A 19,271-nucleotide genomic window follows, 5' to 3' on the forward strand; every position below is an offset into this window, starting at 1 on the left:
TCGATCCGACTGAAATGCTGTGATCACCGGGGCTGGACGCACAGACGAAGGCCATGACAGACACATGGTTTTGCGGCGCGCCACGCTCTGTTCTGCACTGCCGGCCACGGCGTCAGTCGCGATCGCTCTGCGGGATGTCGCTCGCAGATACGCGCTGCGCCAACGCTGTCCCGCTCTGCCATGCGCCCTCCACCTTGCCGCCTGCCAACCAGTCGCCGCACAGACCTAAGCCAAGCTGCGCATCCCAGACGCAGCCGATCTGCAACACGGGGTCGCTGCTGGCGACCGTCCAAAAAGAACAATCGCAGGACTGCGGCATCGGCAAACCGAGCGCTGCAAGCTCCGGCAGGATGCTGGCGATGACCTGCGCGGGCGTGGCATCGCAGTGCGTCTGGCTCCACTCGGCGGTGGCATGCAACAGCCAGGTCTCGGTGCCCGCACGCGCAGGCTTGCCGGAGTTGCGTGCCACCCAACGTAACGGGCCGGTATTGACGAACAGTGCGTCGTAGCCCGGATCGACTGGCGCATCGAAATGCGCCATCACCGCCCAGGCAGGCCGCATGCGCGCCTGTTCGGCCGTCGTCACCAGCGCAGGTGCGATCTGAGCAAGTAACGCAACCGCACTCGGTACCGGAACAGCCAGCAACACCGTATCGAACATGTGCATCGTCGCGTCTTGCCGGGCCGAGACGCTCCATCCCTGCGCGTTACGCTGCAGCGCGTGCACCTCGGTAGACAGGCACACATCCAGACGCGCTGCGAGCGCACGGGCCGGCGCGGCCATATCGGGAACACCCACATAACGCGTCACTGCACTCTGCGATCGGCGCAACTGCGCGCCGTCCCAGCTTGCGATACGCGCCTGCCAGGGCGCGGCAACGCCGATGTCGATCCAGGCATTCACGACCGCTGCGAATGCGGGATCGCGCGCCGTGAAATATTGCGCGCCGTGATCGCATTGCCAGTGCGCGCCTGCGCAATGCCGCATGCGACCGCCAGGCGTCTCGGCCTGATCGAAGACCGTGACGGCATGGCCCGCCGCCTGCAGCTGCTGTGCGCAGGCCAGCCCGGCCAGCCCGGCGCCGATCACTGCCACCGTCTGCGCGCGGGCAGGCAGTGTCATGCGGTGGCGCGCACGTCGGCGCATGCAGCAGGCATCTGGGTCACACCGCGCAGCCGTCCGGCCCGCAAGCATCGGGCCCGCCGACCGGCGTCGATTCGGCGGCCAACTGCAGCAGCGCCTGCGCAAAACTTTCCGGCGGCTGCGCCCCCTGGATCAGGACGCGGCCGTCGATCACGAAACTGGGTACCGCACGGATACCCAGCGCCGCGGCCTGCGCCAGTTGCGCCTGCACCTCGACGAGGCCTTCGTCCGACGCCAGCATCGCCTGCACGCGCGCCGCCGCAAGGCCGCCGGCCTCACCGACGCGCACCAGCGTGTCGATCGCGCCCACATTCTGGCCTTCGGCAAAATGCGCATGGAACAGCGCTTCCATCACCGCATCCACATCGCCTTCGTGGCTGGCCAGCCAGATCAACCGATGCGCACGCAGCGTACTGACCTGCACCTGGCCGCGGCCAAAATCCAGCGGCAATCCTTCCGCCTGCGCAGTGGCCTGGGTCTGCGCCAGCATCTGCTCGACCCGCACAGCATCACCGAACTTCAACGCCAGCGCGTCACGCAACGGCGTCGGCTCCAGACCTGCCTCGGGGTCAAGCTCGAATGCGTGGTAGTGAATATCCAGGGTCGGTGCCTGCGCGCCAAGCGCAGCGATGGCGGCCTGGAAACGATGCTTGCCGATCCAGCACCAGGGACACACTACGTCGGACCAGATGTCGATGCGCATGAGCGGGGATTCGTTGGTGGGATTGGGGATTTGTGGAGCATAAACGGGATTGGGGAATCCGGCCTTACGCGTCGCAAGGTGCTAGCCAATGCGGGATTGCAGCGCAGTGATGAGGGATTCGCAAAGCAGTAGCCCAGCGCCGATTGTCACCTGCTTTTACGAATCACCAATCGCACATCCACCCTCCAGGGCACTGAGCGCCCTGTTCGCTTTTACGAATCCCAAATGCCGAATCACGAATCCCCGCTCCAACGCTGAAACGGATGCGAAGCCAGTGCCAGGTTGTAATAGCGCACGTCGTCGGTGACTTCGGTTCCGATCCACTCGGGCATGGCGAATGCTTCGTCGGCGCGTTCGAGTTCGATCTCTGCGACCACCAGCCCGGCGTTGTCGCCGAGAAATTCATCCACTTCCCATACATGGCCCTGGTAGGCGACCAGATGACGGCGTTTGTCGATCAGGCCGCCCACGCACAGCGCCAGCAACGCGTGCGCATCGGCAAGCGGAATCGGATATTCGAACTCCTGCCGCGTATGTCCCACCTCGCGCGATTTCAGATTGAGAAACGCGGCTTCGCCCTGAATCCGCACCCGCACCGATGCATTCTGCGCACCACTGCGCAGCGCTGCCTGGTCGTTGATGTAGCCCTGCGCCATCGGAATGACTGCATGCGCGGCCTGGCGCCAACCGTCGCCGGTGACCAGGAATTTGCGTTCGATTTCTACAGGCATGGGAATCAGGAATGGAGAATGGGGAATCGCAACAGCATACGGCGAACCGCTTCTACGATTCCCGATTCCCGATTCCCGATTCCCGATTCCCGATTCCCAAATCCCCAATCACCGCCTCTCAAACACCGCAATGCTTTCCACGTGCGCGGTGTGCGGGAACATGTCCATCGCGCCCGCCGAGACCAGCGTGAAGCCCTGCTCGTTGACCAGATAGCCGGCGTCGCGCGCCAGCGAGCCCGGGTGGCAGCTCACGTAGACAATGCGCTCGAACGTCTTCAATGGCAGCTGCTGCAGCACTTCCAACGCGCCGGAGCGCGGCGGGTCCAGCAGCAGTTTGTCGAAGCCTTGACGCATCCAGGCGGCGTTGCGCTGATCCTGGGTCAGGTCGGCGGCGTAGAACTGCGCATTTTCCAGGCCATTGCGCTGCGCGTTCTCTTTCGCCCGCGCCACCAGACCGGCGTCGCCTTCCACGCCCACCACCTCGCGCACCACGCGCGCCAGCGGCAGGGTGAAGTTGCCCAGGCCGCAGAACAGGTCCAGCACACGGTCGTCGGGCTGGGCGTTAAGCAATGCCAGCGCGTGCGCGATCATCTTCTGATTGAGCGACGCGTTGACCTGGATGAAGTCCAGCGGCCGGAACGCCAGTTCCACGTCCCATTGCGGCAGGCGGAACGACAACGGCACCTCCTGCGGCCACAGCGGATGCACGCTGTCCACTCCGCCGGGCTGCAGGAAGATTGCAAATCCGTGCTCCTGCGCAAACGCGATCCAGGCCTGCCGGTCGCGCTCGCTGAGTGACTGCATATGGCGGATGGTCAACGCCACCGCATCGTCGCCGGCAATGAATTCGATCTGCGGAATGTCGCGCTTGCCGTCCATGCCTTCGACCAGCGCGGCCAGCAACGGGATCTTCTCGCCGATCTGCGGAATCACCGTGTAGCAGACCGACAGGTCGGCCACGAAGCGCGGGTCGAGCTCGCGAAAGCCGATCAGCGTCTTGTCCTTCTTCTCCACGCGGCGTACCGAGAAGCGGCCCTTGCGCCGATAGCCCCAGTTGTCTCCGGTCAGCGCAGGCAGCACGGTCTGCGGGGTGACGTGACCGATGCGCTCGAGGTTGTCCATCAGCACGCGCTGCTTGGCGACGATTTGCTGCGACTCCTCCAGATGCTGCAACACGCAGCCCGCGCAGACACCGAAGTGCGGGCAGCGCGGGGTGACCCGCTGTGGCGAGGTCTCCAGCACCTCCACCGTCCTGGCTTCATCGAAATGGCGGCTGCGGGCGGTCGGTTCGGCACGCACCAGCTCGCCCGGCAAGGCGCCGCTGATGAAGGTGACTTTGCCGCCCTCGCCGTCGCGGCGCGCCACCCCGCGGCCGTCGTGGCTCAGGTCGGTGATCGCGGTCTGGAAGGGAGTACGGTCGAAACGATTTCTGGTTCTGGCCACGTGGCGGCAAGCTGCGGGCAAAAAGGGTGCGTATTGTCGCAGATGCGATCAATAGAGGTCGCGCCGGGCCGCGCAACAATTGTGGCGCCCTGCAAACACAGGCACACTCCGGCTGCACGCGGCGAATCAGGACGCGGCATCGCTGACAAGGAGGCAGCATGAACATGGCCACACGCCAGGAACCCCACCCACACCTATTACTGGTGGAAGACGACCCGATCAGCCGTGGGTTCTTGCAGGCTGTATTGGACGGTCTTCCTGCCACGGTGGACTGTGCCGATTCTCTTTCTTCGGCGCTCGACCGCGCACGCGAACGTCGCCACGATCTCTGGCTGATCGACGTCAACCTTCCCGATGGCACCGGCAGCGGGCTACTGCGTGCATTGCGCCTGCTGCACCCGGACGTGCCGGCACTTGCGCACACCGCCGACGCCACCATGGCGATGCAGCACAGCCTGCAGTCCGACGGGTTTCTGGAACTGCTGGTCAAACCGCTGACCTCCGAGCGCTTGCTGCAGGCAGTGCGACGCGGACTGGCCCGCGGCCGCTACAGCGTGGCCCCGGTGGGCGTGCTGGACATCACCGCCAGCGACTGGGACGAGACGGCCGCGCTCAGTGCGCTCAACGGCCAGCAACATCACCTCAACGCCCTGCGCGAGCTGTTCCTGGCCGAACTGCCGGGCACTCGGGATGCAGTGGATTCGGCCCTGCAAATCAGCGACGAACAGGCATTACGCAACCATCTGCATCGGTTGCAGGCCAGCTGCGGCTTTGTCGGCGCGGCGCGGCTTGCCGGCGCAGTGCGCCTGCTGCGCGGCGACCCGCAATCGCGGACCGCACGCACCCAATTCCATGCAGCGGTGGCTGCGTTGCTGCATTGAGCGGCGTGGCGGCGGTGCGGCTCCGGCGCCGCGGTGGATGCATTGCAGGTTTGTTGATCGAGCAGCGTCTTGCAGCCATCACCGACCGCGTTGGCGTTCGCATCGTTTGCTGGCGGTTGACTGCCTGAGTGACCCCCAAGCGCGGCGCAGGGTCTCTGTACTGCTGCCTTGCCAGGTCCAAATCAGATAACGAAGCTCACGCATGGTCGTCAGGCGCGTGCGTAACTCTCTTGGAACCGGCGGGCACCTGTGCTGCCCTCATCCCGAGCACCAGTTTGGACTGCCTGGCCGCTGCGCCGTCGTAGCGCCAGTCGCTGTTGAACGTCTCCGCAGCAGCATCGTCTGCATGCCCAGCGCTGCGCGCGATCAACGCCGCCGCGCGAGGTCCTCAAGCATTTCCCAGGATTTCAGGCCGCGCCCCCCCAGATGATGCAGCAGCACACTGCGCATGCTGCGCCGCAGGCCAGGCATATCGTCCACGGCAGGCATGATGTCCTCGCCCAGCGCCAGCAGCGCCGCACCGGTGACGGTTTCGCGGCGATCCTGCGCCAGCCGCTCGCTCAACACGCGCAATGCGCCTTCCTGCGGATCCAACCGATACCGCGCTGCCGGGTCGATCGGCTGCCCGTCGCTGTCGTGCTGCAGATCGAAGGCGAAGCCCAGCCCTTCCAGCACGTCGCGCTCGAACCGGCGCAGCCCCCATGCCAACGGCAGATCGGATGCCAGGTGCGTCCGCGCCTGCGCATAACAGGCATAGAGTTCGGGCACCGGATCGTTGCGCGGCGCCAGGCGCAGCAACAATTCACTGATATAGAAACCGGCCAGCATGGTGTCGCCGACCAGCCGCGGCGCAGTGTCCAACGCCTCGGCCTGGCGCAGCTGGGCCAGCTCGCCGCGCTGCACGGCGCTGAACTGGATCAATTGCAATGGCTGCAAGGCAGCGCGCAGGGCCTGCTTGCGCGGCCCATGCACACCTCGCGCCAACAGCCCCACCCGCCCGTGCTGCTCGGTCAACACCTCCACCAACAGACTGGTCTCGCGCCAGGCCCGCACATGCAGGACGAAGCCGTGTTCATGCTCGATCAGCATGCGCGCAGGAGCCGAGGCTGGAGATCGCGGACCGGATATCCGGGAAAAGCACAGAATCGTGCGTCACATGGAGACGCCACGCGCCGATGTGGAGCAGAGCAGATGCCGTGAGCGCGAGGCGCGCAATGGGCGAATGCGCGAAAACGTCTCTTCCGCGGCGTGCCGATGAAATACTGGCCCTGACGTTTCCCGGGCCCCGGTCCTGGCGTCATTCGTAGCCGAACGCCTTCAGCGCAGCCTCGTCGTCCGACCAGCCTTCGCGCACGCGCACCCAGGTCTCCAGGAAGACCTTGGCCCCGAACAGGCGCTCCATCTGCAGACGCGCCTTGCCGCCGATTTCTTTCAGGCGGGTGCCGCCCTTGCCGATCACGATCGCCTTCTGGCCTTCGCGCTCCACCCAGATCACCGCACCGATCCGCAACAGCGCGCCATCTTCTGCGAAGCGTTCGATCTCAACGGTGGTGGCATATGGCAGTTCTTCGCCAAGCTGGCGCATCAACTGCTCGCGGACCAATTCGCCGGCCAGGAAGCGCTGGCTGCGATCGGTGATCTCGTCTTCGCCGAACATCGCCTCGGCTTCGGGCACCAGCTTGAGCAGGTCGCCGACCAACGCTTCCAGGCCCTTGCGCTTGAGCGCGGACACCGGATGCACGGCGGCGAAGGTACGCCCCTCGCTGACCTGGGCCAGGAAGGGGAAGAGCGCTGTCTTGTCCTTCAAGCGGTCGACCTTGTTGACCACCAGTACCACCGGCACCTCGGCGTCGCTAAGTACGCGGAACGCCAGGGTATCTTCCTCGTCCCAACGGCCGGCCTCGATCACCAGCACCGCCGCGTCCACGCCTTCGAGCGAGCCGCGCGCAGCGCGATTCATCACCCGGTTCATTGCGCGCTTCTGCTCGCGGTGCAGGCCCGGGGTATCGACCAGCACCAGTTGCCCTTCCGGGAACGTGGCGATGCCCAGCAGCCGATGGCGCGTGGTCTGCGGCCGGTTGGACACGATGCTGACCTTTGCGCCGACCAGGGCGTTGGTCAGGGTGGACTTGCCGACATTTGGCCGGCCGATCACGGCAACGCTACCGCTGCGGTGGGGGGAAGAGGTTTCGCTCACGTGTTTGAATCCAGTTGTGCGATGACAAGAGTCGCTGCCTGTTGTTCGGCCAGGCGGCGCGAGGTGCCCTGGCCCTCGGCGCGGGCAACGGGCTGCTCCAGAATGCAGGCGACGTGGAACTGCTTGGCATGTTCGTCGCCGCTCTCGCTGATCAGAGCGTAATTGGGCAGCGGCAGTTGGCGCGCCTGCAGCCACTCCTGCAGCCGGGTCTTGGGATCTTTTTCTGCCCTGCCCACCGGCAGTGCCGCCAACGAGACTTCGAACCACGGCAGCACCACCGCACGACAGCGCTCGAAACCGCAGTCCAGGTAGATGGCCGCAACGATCGCTTCGACCGCATCGGCCAGGATCGAATCGCGCCGGTGGCCACCGGACTTCAACTCGCCCGGGCCCAACGTGAGGCGTTCGCCCAAATTGAGGGTTCGCCCGATCACGGCCAGCGCGCCCTCGCGCACGAGCTCGGCGCGCGCGCGGGTCAATGCGCCTTCATCGGCCTTGGGCCAACGCTGATACAGCGCCTCGGCGATCAGCAGATTGACGATGCCGTCGCCGAGAAATTCCAGTCGCTCGTTGTGCGGCGTCCCGGCGCTGCGATGCCGCAGCGCCTGGGCGAGCAGCGCCGGATCGGCGAATACATGCCCGATCGGATCACCGCGTTGGAAGGTTCTATTGGCCGCCACGTCCGGTCATGTCCTGCGACGTATCGAATTTACCGACGATATCCAGATTGCCGATCAATTCGCGACGCACTTCGTAGTTGACCTTCATTCGCCAACCGCCATCCATACGCTCGAACTTCACGTCCTCTTTTTTGACGTTTTCCGAGTAGTTGATGTAAAGGCGACGAAAGAACAGGTCCTGCAACTTGGAAGGGTCCATGTTGGCACTGCCCGGTTCCTTAGCCAGGCCCTTCATCGCCGTGCGCACGGAGTAGTACTCCTGGTACATCGGAAACAGCTTCATCCCGATGTACAGACCAAACCCCACCACCGCCAGCACCACCAAGAACGACGTCAACGTCATACCGCGTTGCTTGCGCTTCATTGTGCTTCCCCTGGCACGCCGTGCGTGCATTTACTGGATTCCCGTCCCGATCCGCGATGGATCGAAACTCCCCTTGCAGAACCACCCTTCGCAGTTGAGCCAGATCAGGAACGCCTTGCCGCGCAGATTGGCTTCCGGCAGAAAGTGCGTCTGGGTCCAGAACCGGCTGTCTTCGCTGTTGTCGCGATTATCCCCCATCACGAAATAGCTGTCCGCCGGCACCGTCCAGTCGCCCTGCCCGGCCGGCATGTTGCGATCCAGCCATTCCAGCACCGTATGCGTGCGGCCCGGCAGGTCCTCGATCAGCAGCGTGGTGCCGGTCATCTCGGCGCCCTTGCCCTTGCCGATGTACTCGCCCTTGACCGTGTAATGCATGGGCTTGTCGTTGATGTACAGGGTATCGCCGTGGAAGCCGATCTTGTCGCCCGGCAGGCCCACCACGCGCTTGATCCAGTTCTGATCCGGCGCATGCGGCGGCTTGAAGACCACCACGTCGCCGCGCTTGGGCTCGCCGGTGGGAATGAACTTGGTATTGGTGATCGGCAGACGGAAGCCGTACGCGAACTTGTTGACCAGGATGAAATCGCCGATCAGCAGGTTGGGCATCATCGAACTGGACGGAATCTTGTACGGCTCGGCCACGAAGCTGCGCAGGATCAGCACCACCGCCAACACCGGGAAAAAGGCGCGCGAGTAATCGATGATCGCAGGCTCGCTGTCCAGCAACCCGGCACGCGCCGCACGGCGCTTGGCCAGAAACAGCTTGTCCAGCAGCCAGATGAAGCCGCTGCCCAGCGTCAGGACAACCAGGATGATTTCAAACCATTTCATTGATGTTCCTTCGGAACGGGATTCGGGATTGGAGATTGGGGATTCGCACCAGCAGGAAGGCGGACGAGCCGTTGCCAATCCCGAATGACGAATCCCGAATCCCTGCTACTTATCCATCTGCAACACGGCCAGGAAGGCTTCCTGCGGAATCTCCACGCGGCCGACCTGCTTCATGCGCTTCTTGCCTTCTTTCTGTTTTTCCAGCAGCTTTTTCTTGCGCGAAACGTCGCCACCATAGCACTTGGCCAACACGTTCTTGCGCATCGCCTTGACCGTGGAACGCGAGATGATCTGCGAGCCAACAGCGGCCTGGATCGCCACGTCGAACATCTGCCGCGGGATCAATTCCTTCATCTTTTCGCACAACTCGCGGCCGCGACGGTCGGCGTAGCTGCGGTGCACGATGATGCTCAGCGCATCGACCTTGTCACCGTTGATCAGCGTGTCCACACGCACGAACGGGCCCGGGTCGAAACGCAGGAAGTGGTAGTCCAGCGAGGCGTAACCGCGCGAGACCGACTTGAGCTTGTCGAAGAAATCCAGCACCACTTCGGCCATCGGCAACTCATAGCTGATCTGTACCTGGCTACCCAGATAATTGATGCCGATCTGGCTACCGCGCTTTTCTTCGCACAAGGTGATGATGTTGCCGACGTAATCGGGCGGCGTAAGGATGTTGGCGCGAATGATCGGTTCGCGGATCTCTTCGACGTTGTTGAGCGGCGGCAGCTTGGACGGGTTGTCCATCGGGATCACGCTGCCGTCGGTCTTGAGCACCTCATAGACCACGGTCGGCGCGGTCGAGATCAGGTTGAGGTTGTACTCGCGCTCCAGACGCTCCTGCACGATTTCCATGTGCAGCATGCCCAGGAAGCCGCAGCGGAAGCCGAAGCCCATCGCCTCGGAGCTTTCCGGCTCGAAGCGCAGCGCGGCATCGTTCAAGCGCAACTTGTCCAGCGCTTCGCGCAAATCCGGATAGTCCTCGGCATCGACCGGGAACAGGCCGGCGAACACGCGCGGCTGCATTTCCTGGAAACCGGGCAGCGCATGCGGCGCAGGGTCGGCGACCAGGGTCAAGGTGTCGCCGACCGGCGCGCCATGCACGTCCTTGATGGAAGCGTTGATCCAGCCCACTTCGCCGGCGCCCAGCGCAGGCAGTTCCTTGCGCTTGGGCGTGAACACGCCGACCTTGTCGACCAGATGCGTGCGGCCGGTGGACATCACCAGGATCTTGCTGCCTGGCTTGATCTCGCCTTGCATTACGCGTACCAGCGAGACCACGCCCAGGTAGTTGTCGAACCAGGAATCGATGATCAACGCCTGCAGCTTGTCGGTATCGCGCGGCTTCGGCGGCGGAATGCGATGCACGATCGCCTCGAGCACCAGATCGATGTTCAGACCGGTCTTGGCGCTGACCGCCACCGCGCCTTCGGCGTCGATGCCGATCACCGCTTCGATCTCGGCCTTGGCACGGTCGACATCGGCGGTGGGCAGGTCGATCTTGTTGAGCACCGGCACCACTTCCAGCCCCTGCTCCACTGCGGTGTAGCAGTTGGCCACCGACTGCGCTTCCACGCCCTGGGCGGCATCCACCACCAGCAGCGCGCCTTCGCAGGCGGCCAGCGAGCGGCTGACCTCGTAGGAGAAGTCGACGTGCCCGGGGGTATCGATGAAGTTCAGGTGGTAGACCTGCCCGTCCTTTGCCGTGTACGGCAAGGACACCGACTGCGCCTTGATGGTGATGCCGCGTTCGCGCTCGATCGGGTTGGAGTCAAGCACCTGGGCCTCCATCTCGCGCGCCTGCAGACCGCCGCACAGCTGGATGATCCGGTCGGCCAGGGTGGATTTACCGTGGTCGACGTGGGCAATGATGGAGAAATTGCGGATGTTCCGCATTGAATCAGAGGACATTGAGGTGGGCGCCGGCGGTGCCGTCGTCAGGGTAACGCGGCATTATCGCACGCTCTGCCCCCTTGGGGCCGGGAATTGGGAATCGGGAGTGGGGAATCGGAAAAGCCAGGCGAGCTCTCGGCTCGCGGAGACGCTCCTGCTCTTGCCATTCCCGATTCCCGATTCCCGATTCTCCATTCCCGCCGTTAGCCGCCGGCCTTCAGGGCCACATAGCTGGTCGCCTTGCCATCGGTGACCAGCAGCATGACCACGTCGCCCTTCTTGTAGCTGGACAGGGCGCGGTTGAGTTCGGCGACGCTGCCGACCTTGGTGCGGCCGACGCGGGAGATGATCAGACCCGGCGACAACGGCGGCTGGGTGCTGCGTGCCGCCGCACCGGTGACGGCGGCGATGCGCACGCCCTCGCCCGCTTCCAGGCCCAGGCGACTGCGCTCGGCGGCGGTCAGATCGGCCACTTGCAAGCCGAGCAATTCCACGCTGGCCGGTGCGCTGGGCTTGGCCTCATCGGCGGCGGTGCGCGGCGCGGCGTTCTCGCCGCCGTCCTGCAAGGGTGCCAGGGTGACCGTGACCTGACGCGGCTTGCCGTCGCGCAAGACATCAAGGGTGACCTTGGTGCCTGGCGCCATCAGCCCGATCATCGGCGGCAGGTCGCTGGCCACCTCGATCGGCTTGCCATTGACCGAGCGGATCACATCGCCCACCTCGACCCCGGCCTTGGCCGCCGGGCTACCGGCCGGGATATCGTTGACCAGGGCACCACGGCTATCCGGCAAGCCCAGGCCTTGCGCCTTGAGCGAGTCGATCGCACCGACCTGCACGCCCAACATGCCGCGACTCACATGGCCGGTCGCCTTGATCTGCTCGGCGGCACTGAAGGCCAGATCGATCGGGATTGCAAAACTGATGCCCATGTAGCCGCCGGACGCAGAGAAGATCTGCGAATTGATGCCAACCACCTCGCCGCGCGTATTGAGCAGCGGGCCGCCGGAGTTGCCCTGATTGATCGCCACGTCGGTCTGGATGAAGGGCACGTAGCGCTGGTCGGCATACGGATTGCTGCGGCCGGTGGCACTGACGATGCCGGCAGTGACCGAGTGATCCAGGCCGAACGGCGAGCCGATCGCCACCACCCACTGGCCAGGCTTGAGCGTGTTGGAGTCGCCCAGCCGTACGGTCGGCAGGCCCTTCGCATCGATCTTGAGCAGCGCCACGTCGTACTGCTCGTCGCTCCCGACCACCTTGGCCTTGAATTCGCGACGGTCGGTGAGCTTGACGGTGACTTCGCTGGCGCCATCGACCACGTGATGGTTGGTCAGCACATAGCCGTCGGCGGAAATGATGAAGCCCGAGCCCATCGACTTGCCGGCAATACCGCCGTCGTCATCGCCGCCACCCGGCCCCGGCCCCGGCCGCGGACCACCGGGCATCTGGAAATCGGGCCCGAAAAAGCGCTTGAAGAACTCCGGCATCTGCTCGTCGTCGGGCATGCCGCCCTGACCGGGCATCCCACCCTGACCACCGCGCCCGCCACGCGCCGAACGCGCCATCGCATCCTTGCGGGTGATGGTGGTTTCGATATTGACCACGCCCGGGCCGACCTGCTCGACCAGATTGGTGAAGTCCGGCAGCCCCTCCACCAACTGTGGCGCCGGGGTGGTGCTGCGGTTGGCCGCGATCGGGGCACTGGCCTTGGACGCTGGCGCGGGCGCGGTTTGCTGCGCGCAGGCCGCCAGTGGCAGGGTCATGGCGATCAGGCCGAACATCTGGGTGCGGATGCGATGGTTCATCAGGTTGCCTCCGATGGCAGGGCGACAGGGGGCAGAACCCGCGTCACGACACGGGCCCGGCACGCGAACGGGAAGGAGAACGCCGAACGGATGAAGGTCGGCCGCAACGTCAGTTCTGCGGGACCTGCACCGGCAGTGGCCGGTTCGGCGCCGGGCTGGCGATCGTCTGGGGCGCCGGTTCGAACGGATAGAACGCCGTGCTGGGGCGGTTCTGGCGGAAACTGGCATTGAGCGGACTTTCGCCAGCCCCGGCCAAGGCCGCGCGCGGCCAAGGACGTGCCTGCAGCGTGGTATCCGGATGCGTGAACGGGTTGGACGGCGTCGCCGCAACGGCCGATGAAGTGGCCGTGGTGGCCGTGTGTGCCGGTGCTGCGGCAGCCACCATGCGGGTCGGAGCCTGCTGCTGACGCGCAGCCGCACTGCGCGCAACTTGCTGATGGCGCGTTGCCGCTCCACGCCGCGTGGATGCCAACGCCGCGGCAGGTACGGCGGCGGCGAGCGCGACCACTTCATCCGGCGTTCCTGGAGCCGGCGCCGCTGGCGCCTTCGGTCCCTGGGGTGTATGCGGCGGCTGCGAGGCAGGCGGAAGCTGCGCAGCGGTGGCGTACACAGGTGTTTCAGTCACAGGCGCGGTGGCTTCAGGCAGGCGCTCGCGCGACATGAACAAGGCAATTGCCGCGACCGACGCCGCAATCGCCGCGCCACCACCCCAGCGCCAGCGCGCCGCCGAGCGCGGGGCCGGCCGCGCTTGCGGGGCCGGTTCGGCGGCAATGGCACTGCGCACGCGCGCCGCAAAATCCAGTGGTGCCGGCGCACTGGCCGCACCGCGCAGCACATCGCCGCACAACTGCCAGCGCTCGTGGCAGCCAGCTAATTCTTCGTCGTGGGCCAAACGGCGCAGCAGGAAGCGCGACTCGTCGGCACTCAATTCACCGTCGACCAACGCAGACAGCTGCTGGCGATAGCGAAGCTCGAACTTGTCGGTGGTGGACATAGCAGGGTTCTGTTTCATACGCGGTGTCGCTCACGGGTAGCGCTTTCGGTCTCCAGCAGAGGCCGCAGCTCGATGTCGATGGCCTCGCGCGCCCGGAAAATGCGCGAGCGCACCGTTCCGATCGGGCAATCCATCTTTCGCGCGATGTCCTCATAGCTCAGCCCCTCCACCTCGCGCAGGGTGATGGCCGACCGAAGTTCTTCCGGTAGGGCTTGGACCGCGCGCATCACCGTTTGTTCCAGCTCCTGTCGCATCAATTCGCGCTCCGGGGTGTCGGTGTCACGCAACCGGGTCGCTCCATCGAATTGCTCGGCATCGCTGATCTCGATGTCGTCGGTGGGCGGCCGGCGGTTGTGCGCAACCAGATGGTTCTTGGCAGTGTTGACGGCAATGCGGTGCAGCCACGTATAGAACTGGGAGTCGCCTCGGAAACTGTTGATCGCGCGATACGCACGCACAAAGGTGTCCTGGGCCACGTCCTGGCATTCGCTCCAGTCGGCAATGTAGCGCCCGATCAACGCAACGATCCGATGCTGGTATTTGCGCACCAGCACATCGAACGCTGCGCTTTCGCCGCGCTGCACACGCCGGACCAGTTCCAGGTCCAGCTCCTGAGGTGTATCGACTTCGGCCATGTCGGGCCGCACTCCTGTCAGCCCACCGAAGTCGGGCAATGAGACCGCCATTGAAAAGAAAAGTTCACGCCGATCCGTACCACCGTCACGCATCAGGGTAGCGGCACCGATGCGCCGTTGGCGACGTCGCGCCGAAGCGCGCGTCTCCCGTTTCGACAGGTATGGGTATTTGACGTGAAGGAAACAAGCTCTGGATGATAACGACCTTTCCTTATATCGCCGGACGGCCAGACGCATGCTTCCAGGTTTCGACGGGCTCCGATTCAGCCATTGGCAGGCCGACCTGCGCGAAGACGGCGTGGTCGTGCTCAGCCTTGATCGCCAGGGCGCACCGGTCAACGCGTTTTCGCAGGAGGTGCTGCTCGAACTGGGCGCACTGGTCGAGCGGCTGGCACTGGACCCGCCCAAGGGCGTGGTGCTGTGCTCGGGCAAGGCCAACGGCTTCATTGCGGGCGCCGACCTGAAGGAATTCCAGGATTTCGACCGCAAGGGCACGGTCAACGATGCGATCCATCGCGGCCAGCAGGTGTTCCAGAAGCTCGCCGAGCTGCCCTGCCCCACGGTGGCGGCGATCCACGGCTTCTGCATGGGCGGCGGCACCGAAATCGCGCTGGCCTGCCGCTATCGGGTGGCATCCGACGACGCCAGCACGCGCATCGGCCTGCCGGAAACCAAGCTCGGCATCTTCCCCGGCTGGGGCGGCAGCGCCCGCTTGCCGCGCCTGATCGGTGCGCCGGCCGCGATGGATCTGATGCTCACCGGCCGCACCGTGTCGGCGAAGGCCGCGCGCGCGATGGGTCTGCTCGACAAGGTCGCCGCCCCTGCCGTATTGGTCGATGTGGCTGCCGCCCTGGCGCTCACCGGCACCACACGCCCGTTCAAACAGCGCGTCACGGCGTGGGCCACCAACACCTTGCTGGCGCGCAAACTGCTGGCGCCGCAGATGCGCAAACAGGTTGCGCGCAAGGCGCGCAAGGCGCATTACCCGGCGCCATACGCCTTGATCAACGTGTGGGAGCGGGCTGGCGGCAGCGGCATCCAGGCGCGTCTGGCGGCCGAGCGCAAGGCGGTGGTCAAGCTCGCCAGCACGCCGGCCGCACGCAACCTGATCCGCATCTTCTTCCTGACCGAGCGTTTGAAAGCGCTGGGCGGCAAGGACGCGGCCGGCGCGGCGGCGGCACCGATCCGCCATGTGCATGTGATCGGCGCAGGCGTGATGGGGGGCGATATCGCCGCGTGGGCTGCCTACAAGGGCTTCGAAGTCACGTTGCAGGACCGCGAGCAGCGCTTTATCGATACGGCGCTGACACGCGGCGGCGAGCTGTTCGCCAAGCGCGTCAAGGACGACGCCAAGCGGCCGGCGGTGGCGGCGCGTCTGCGCGGCGACCTGGCCGGTGCGGGCGTGACGCAGGCCGACCTGGTGATCGAGGCGATCATCGAAAACCCGCAGGCAAAACGCGATCTGTATCAATCGATCGAGCCGCAGCTCAAGCCGGATGCATTGCTGACCACCAATACTTCTTCGATTCCGCTGACCGAATTGCGTGGCCACATCCAGCGTCCGGCGCAGTTCGCCGGCCTGCACTACTTCAACCCGGTGGCGATGATGCCGCTGGTGGAAATCGTGCAGCACGATGGTCTGGATCCGGCCAACGTGGCGCGTCTGGCTGCGTTCTGCAAGGCGCTGGACAAGTTTCCCGTTCCGGTGGCCGGCACGCCGGGCTTCCTGGTCAACCGGGTACTGTTCCCGTACCTGCTTGAAGCGGCCACCGCCTATGCCGAAGGCATTCCCGGCCCGGTGCTGGACAAGACCGCGGTGAAATTCGGCATGCCGATGGGGCCGATCGAACTGATCGACACCGTGGGCCTGGATGTCGCCGCCGGCGTCGGTGCGGAGTTGGCGCCGTTCCTGCACCTGCCGATTCCTGCCGCGCTGGCCACCGTGGAAGCCGGCAAGCGCGGCAAGAAGGACAGCCAGGGGTTGTACAAGTGGGAGAACGGGCGCGCGGTCAAGCCCGAGATTGCCAGCGGCTATACCGCGCCGGAGGACCTGGAAGATCGCCTGATCCTGCCGCTGCTCAACGAAGCGGTGGCGTGCCTGCACGACGGCGTGGTGGCCGATGCGGACCTGCTCGATGCCGGCGTCATCTTCGGCACGGGCTTTGCGCCATTCCGTGGGGGCCCCATCCAGCACATCCGCAGCGTCGGCGCCGACGTGCTGCTGGAGCGTTTACAGGCGCTGCATGTGCGCTACGGCGAACGCTTCGCACCACGCCCGGGCTGGGACTCGCCGTTGTTGCGGGAAGCCGTTGCCTAACGCTGGCAGCTATCCCGCACAGCGTTTGATTTGCAAGAAGGCTGCCGTTGGCGGCCTTCTTTTTTGCGTCCCAGGCGGCAGCTTGCAGATGTTGGCAACGACTACCTCGCCGTCGAGCGCAATCGAGATATGTCGCACCTGCGCCGGACGCTTCCTGCTTCTGGGGTCTGCGGGTCCAGACGCGCTGATTGGATGAGCTACCACTACCAGAGCTTAGTGATGGGAATGCCCGTGCCCATGATGCGCGTCATCTCCAGCGTCTGCAGCGGGCCTTAGCGTACCGCAGGGGTCGGTGCCGCAGTCGCCGCTTTCCACCTGCAAGGTAACGTGGTCGATGTCGAAGCGGTCGTGCAGCAAGGTGCCGAGCGTGTCGCGCAGGCGGTCGCGGTCGGTCGCCTCGTTGACCACGATGTGCGCGGTCAGCGCAGGCGTGCTGGAGGCCAGTGCCCAGACATGCAGATCGTGTACGTCTTCGACGTCGGGATGGTTGGTGAGTGCCTGCTGCACCTGGGCCAGATCGATGCCCTTGGGAACGCCTTCGAGCAACACGTTGATCGCTTCGCGCAGCAGCACCCAGGTGCGTGGGAGGACCCACAGGCCGATCAGCACGGCCAGTACCGGGTCGATCCATTGCCAACCGGTCCAGCGGATCAACAAGGCACCGATGATCACCGCCACCGAGCCGAGCATGTCGCTCCAGACCTCCAGATAAGCGCCCTTGAAGTTGAGGCTTTCGCCGCTGCCGGCATGCAGCAGCTTCATCGCGATCAGATTGATTACCAGGCCGAAGCCGGCGATCAACAGCATGCCGCTGTACGAAATGTCCTGCGGGGCGCGAAAGCGTTGCGTGGCGTCCCACAGGATGTAGCCGCCCACTGCGAACAGCAGCGCACCATTGGCCAATGCGCCGAGCGCTTCGAGCCGCACATAGCCATACGTGCGCCGCGCGTCGGCCGGGCGACGGCTCAAGCGCACCGCGACCAGCGCGATCATCAGGCCGACGGTATCGGTGGCCATATGGGCGGCGTCGGACAGCAGCGCCAGGCTGTTGGTCACGAACGCGCCGATGATCTCTGCCACCAGGAAGGTGGCGGTCAGGCCCAGCGCCCACCACAAGGGCGTTTCGTGGCGAATTTCGCTGGGTGCGTGGTTGTGGTCGTGTCCCATGGATGTCGTGGTCTCGTGCGATACGCGCACATTAGGCGCAGGCGATGGCGGAGACTATTACACCTGTACGTGATGACATCACATCACGCGCGTCATGCGGCTGGCCGCAGAAGCATAGTGATTGCGCTATTTGCGGGGGCGGAGGGCCGCACGATGGGAGGCGCAGGCATCTGCGAACACGGCGGGGCACCGTCGTGCCATCTGTACGTGCCAACCGTGCGGTCGTGCATCCGTGCACTTGCGAAGTGATCTGGAACGCCAGCGACTTGTCCCCGGATCACGCGGGGCACGAGCACGAGGTCTCGGCTACCGACGAGCGTTTTAGACCGCGCGTGAACGCAGCTTGCTCAAACCCGTCGCTTGCCCACAACACGCTGCCGACGTCGGGCAGCAACCGTGTCGACGACTGATGAAAGCGCATGCACGGGTGATCCAGGTGTCTCTCCCATTTCCGCAACGCACCCATCAAGGAACGGTACGGGCCAGATCGCTGCTCAGACCTTGGCGACCAGCTTGATCACGCTGGAAAAATCCAGCGCTCCGTTGCCGGCCTGGCTATTCATTGCATACAGGTTGCGCGCCAGCTCGCCGAGCGGAATCGACACGCCGGCCTGCACCGCCGACTCGGCGACAAGACCCAGATCCTTGAGCATCAAGTCGTTGCCGAACCCGCCGCTGTAGCCGCGCGATGCAGGGGCATTGGGCAGCACGCCGGGCCATGGGTTGCACACTTCGGTGGCCCAACTGCGCCCTGTGCTGACCGCCATCATCTGCGAGAGCACGGCAGGATCCAGGCCCTGCGCAACGCCGAGTGCCAGCGCTTCACCGGTGGCCGCCATGATCACGCCCAAGGCCATGTTGTTGCACAGCTTGGCGACCTGCCCTGCACCATTGTCACCGACATGGAAAATGTTCTTGCTCATGGCCTGCAGCACCGGACGCGCGCGCTCCAGCACATCGGCAGCGCCGCCGACGATGAAGGTCAAGCTGCCGGCTGCAGCACCGGCGGTGCCACCGGAGACCGGGGCATCCAGCATCGTCAGGCCACGCGCCTTGGCCGCATCGGCCACCTTGCGCGCAGACAGCGGTGCGATGGTGCTGCAATCGATCACCAGGGCACCGTGCGGAATCTGCGCCAGAATTCCGGCCTCGCCCAGGTACAGGCCTTCGACGTGGCGGCTCGCAGGCAGCATGGAGATCACGATCTCTGCATCGGCCAGAGTGTCCTGCGCGGAGCTGGCAGCATGCGCGCCGGCGGCGGCGGCAGCGTCCAGGGCAGCCGGTGCGAGATCGAACACCCGCAGCTGATGCCCGGCCTTGATCAGATTGGCGGCCATTGGCCCGCCCATATTGCCCAGGCCGATAAAAGCGATCTTGCTCATGGTGTCGGTTTCCACATTGGGACGATCTTCAATAGATTGCCGGGGTCATCACGGATTGCCGATGCGCATGGAACCACGGCCGGTTTTGCGGTGCGACAGCGCCA

17 protein-coding genes are annotated in these 19,271 nt (G+C 65.0%); 2 read left to right on the forward strand and 15 right to left on the reverse strand.

Translation table 11 applies throughout. From position 1 onward, the window contains the following. Positions 1-112: 112 nt before the first annotated feature. The 4 genes from XBLMG947_RS13260 to rlmD form a co-directional block, all read right to left on the reverse strand. Positions 113-1,147, reverse strand: a complete 1,035-nt coding sequence (locus tag XBLMG947_RS13260) for an NAD(P)/FAD-dependent oxidoreductase (protein WP_065469145.1) — start codon at positions 1,145-1,147, stop codon at positions 113-115. Between the two features lie 16 nt (positions 1,148-1,163). After that, entirely contained in the window at positions 1,164-1,847 is a 684-nt protein-coding gene (locus XBLMG947_RS13265; protein WP_065469146.1) for a DsbA family oxidoreductase, read from the reverse strand. Between the two features lie 233 nt (positions 1,848-2,080). Then, positions 2,081-2,578, reverse strand: a complete 498-nt coding sequence (locus XBLMG947_RS13270; RefSeq protein ID WP_065469147.1) for a CYTH domain-containing protein — start codon at positions 2,576-2,578, stop codon at positions 2,081-2,083. A gap of 108 nt (positions 2,579-2,686) precedes the next feature. Next, positions 2,687-4,021 (reverse strand): 23S rRNA (uracil(1939)-C(5))-methyltransferase RlmD, encoded by a 1,335-nt coding sequence (rlmD, locus tag XBLMG947_RS13275; protein WP_065469148.1) that lies wholly within the window; start codon positions 4,019-4,021, stop codon positions 2,687-2,689. Positions 4,022-4,179: 158 nt separating this feature from the next. Here rlmD and XBLMG947_RS13280 point away from each other — a divergent pair, with 158 nt between their 5' ends. After that, a complete protein-coding gene (locus XBLMG947_RS13280; protein ID WP_065469149.1) occupies positions 4,180-4,902 on the forward strand; it encodes an Hpt domain-containing response regulator in 723 nt (240 codons plus the stop codon). 366 nt (positions 4,903-5,268) lie between these two features. Here XBLMG947_RS13280 and recO read toward each other — a convergent pair whose 3' ends face one another. The 9 genes from recO to rpoE form a co-directional block, all read right to left on the reverse strand. Further along, a complete protein-coding gene (gene recO / locus XBLMG947_RS13285; RefSeq protein ID WP_065469150.1) occupies positions 5,269-5,991 on the reverse strand; it encodes a DNA repair protein RecO in 723 nt (240 codons plus the stop codon). Positions 5,992-6,199: 208 nt separating this feature from the next. Then, positions 6,200-7,099 carry a GTPase Era gene (gene era / locus XBLMG947_RS13290; RefSeq protein ID WP_065469151.1) on the reverse strand — a complete coding sequence of 300 codons (900 nt, stop codon included), beginning with the start codon at positions 7,097-7,099 and terminating at the stop codon, positions 6,200-6,202. After that, on the reverse strand, positions 7,096-7,779 hold the full coding sequence (gene rnc, locus XBLMG947_RS13295) for a ribonuclease III (RefSeq protein ID WP_065469152.1): 684 nt from the start codon (positions 7,777-7,779) through the stop codon (positions 7,096-7,098). The genes era and rnc overlap by 4 nt, the downstream gene beginning before the upstream one ends. Next, the gene (locus XBLMG947_RS13300; protein WP_083993092.1) at positions 7,766-8,173 is read right to left on the reverse strand and encodes a DUF4845 domain-containing protein; all 408 of its coding nucleotides are present in this window, start codon (positions 8,171-8,173) and stop codon (positions 7,766-7,768) included. The genes rnc and XBLMG947_RS13300 overlap by 14 nt, the downstream gene beginning before the upstream one ends. Further along, complete coding sequence (gene lepB, locus XBLMG947_RS13305) at positions 8,174-8,974, reverse strand: signal peptidase I (RefSeq protein ID WP_065469154.1); 801 nt, start codon at positions 8,972-8,974, stop codon at positions 8,174-8,176. It abuts the gene before it with no gap. 105 nt (positions 8,975-9,079) lie between these two features. Beyond that, the gene (lepA, locus tag XBLMG947_RS13310) at positions 9,080-10,870 is read right to left on the reverse strand and encodes a translation elongation factor 4 (RefSeq protein WP_065469155.1); all 1,791 of its coding nucleotides are present in this window, start codon (positions 10,868-10,870) and stop codon (positions 9,080-9,082) included. Positions 10,871-11,070: 200 nt separating this feature from the next. Further along, positions 11,071-12,672: a DegQ family serine endoprotease gene (locus XBLMG947_RS13315; RefSeq protein WP_065469156.1), complete on the reverse strand. Its 1,602-nt coding sequence runs from the start codon at positions 12,670-12,672 to the stop codon at positions 11,071-11,073. A gap of 109 nt (positions 12,673-12,781) precedes the next feature. Beyond that, complete coding sequence (locus XBLMG947_RS13320) at positions 12,782-13,684, reverse strand: sigma-E factor negative regulatory protein (protein ID WP_065469157.1); 903 nt, start codon at positions 13,682-13,684, stop codon at positions 12,782-12,784. Continuing rightward, on the reverse strand, positions 13,681-14,301 hold the full coding sequence (rpoE, locus tag XBLMG947_RS13325) for an RNA polymerase sigma factor RpoE (protein WP_064509110.1): 621 nt from the start codon (positions 14,299-14,301) through the stop codon (positions 13,681-13,683). Before rpoE ends, XBLMG947_RS13320 begins: the two co-directional genes overlap by 4 nt. Positions 14,302-14,536: 235 nt before the next feature. Here rpoE and XBLMG947_RS13330 point away from each other — a divergent pair, with 235 nt between their 5' ends. Next, positions 14,537-16,618 (forward strand): 3-hydroxyacyl-CoA dehydrogenase NAD-binding domain-containing protein, encoded by a 2,082-nt coding sequence (locus XBLMG947_RS13330; RefSeq protein WP_065469158.1) that lies wholly within the window; start codon positions 14,537-14,539, stop codon positions 16,616-16,618. Between the two features lie 213 nt (positions 16,619-16,831). Here XBLMG947_RS13330 and XBLMG947_RS13335 read toward each other — a convergent pair whose 3' ends face one another. Together XBLMG947_RS13335 and mmsB are read right to left on the reverse strand one after the other, a co-directional pair. Continuing rightward, positions 16,832-17,785, reverse strand: coding sequence for a cation diffusion facilitator family transporter (locus XBLMG947_RS13335; protein ID WP_065469159.1), 954 nt, complete (start codon positions 17,783-17,785; stop codon positions 16,832-16,834). Between the two features lie 494 nt (positions 17,786-18,279). Continuing rightward, positions 18,280-19,182 (reverse strand): 3-hydroxyisobutyrate dehydrogenase, encoded by a 903-nt coding sequence (gene mmsB / locus XBLMG947_RS13340; RefSeq protein WP_065469160.1) that lies wholly within the window; start codon positions 19,180-19,182, stop codon positions 18,280-18,282. Positions 19,183-19,271 lie beyond the last annotated feature (89 nt).

It is taken from the genome of Xanthomonas bromi (assembly GCF_900092025.1).
Lineage (GTDB): Bacteria > Pseudomonadota > Gammaproteobacteria > Xanthomonadales > Xanthomonadaceae > Xanthomonas > Xanthomonas bromi.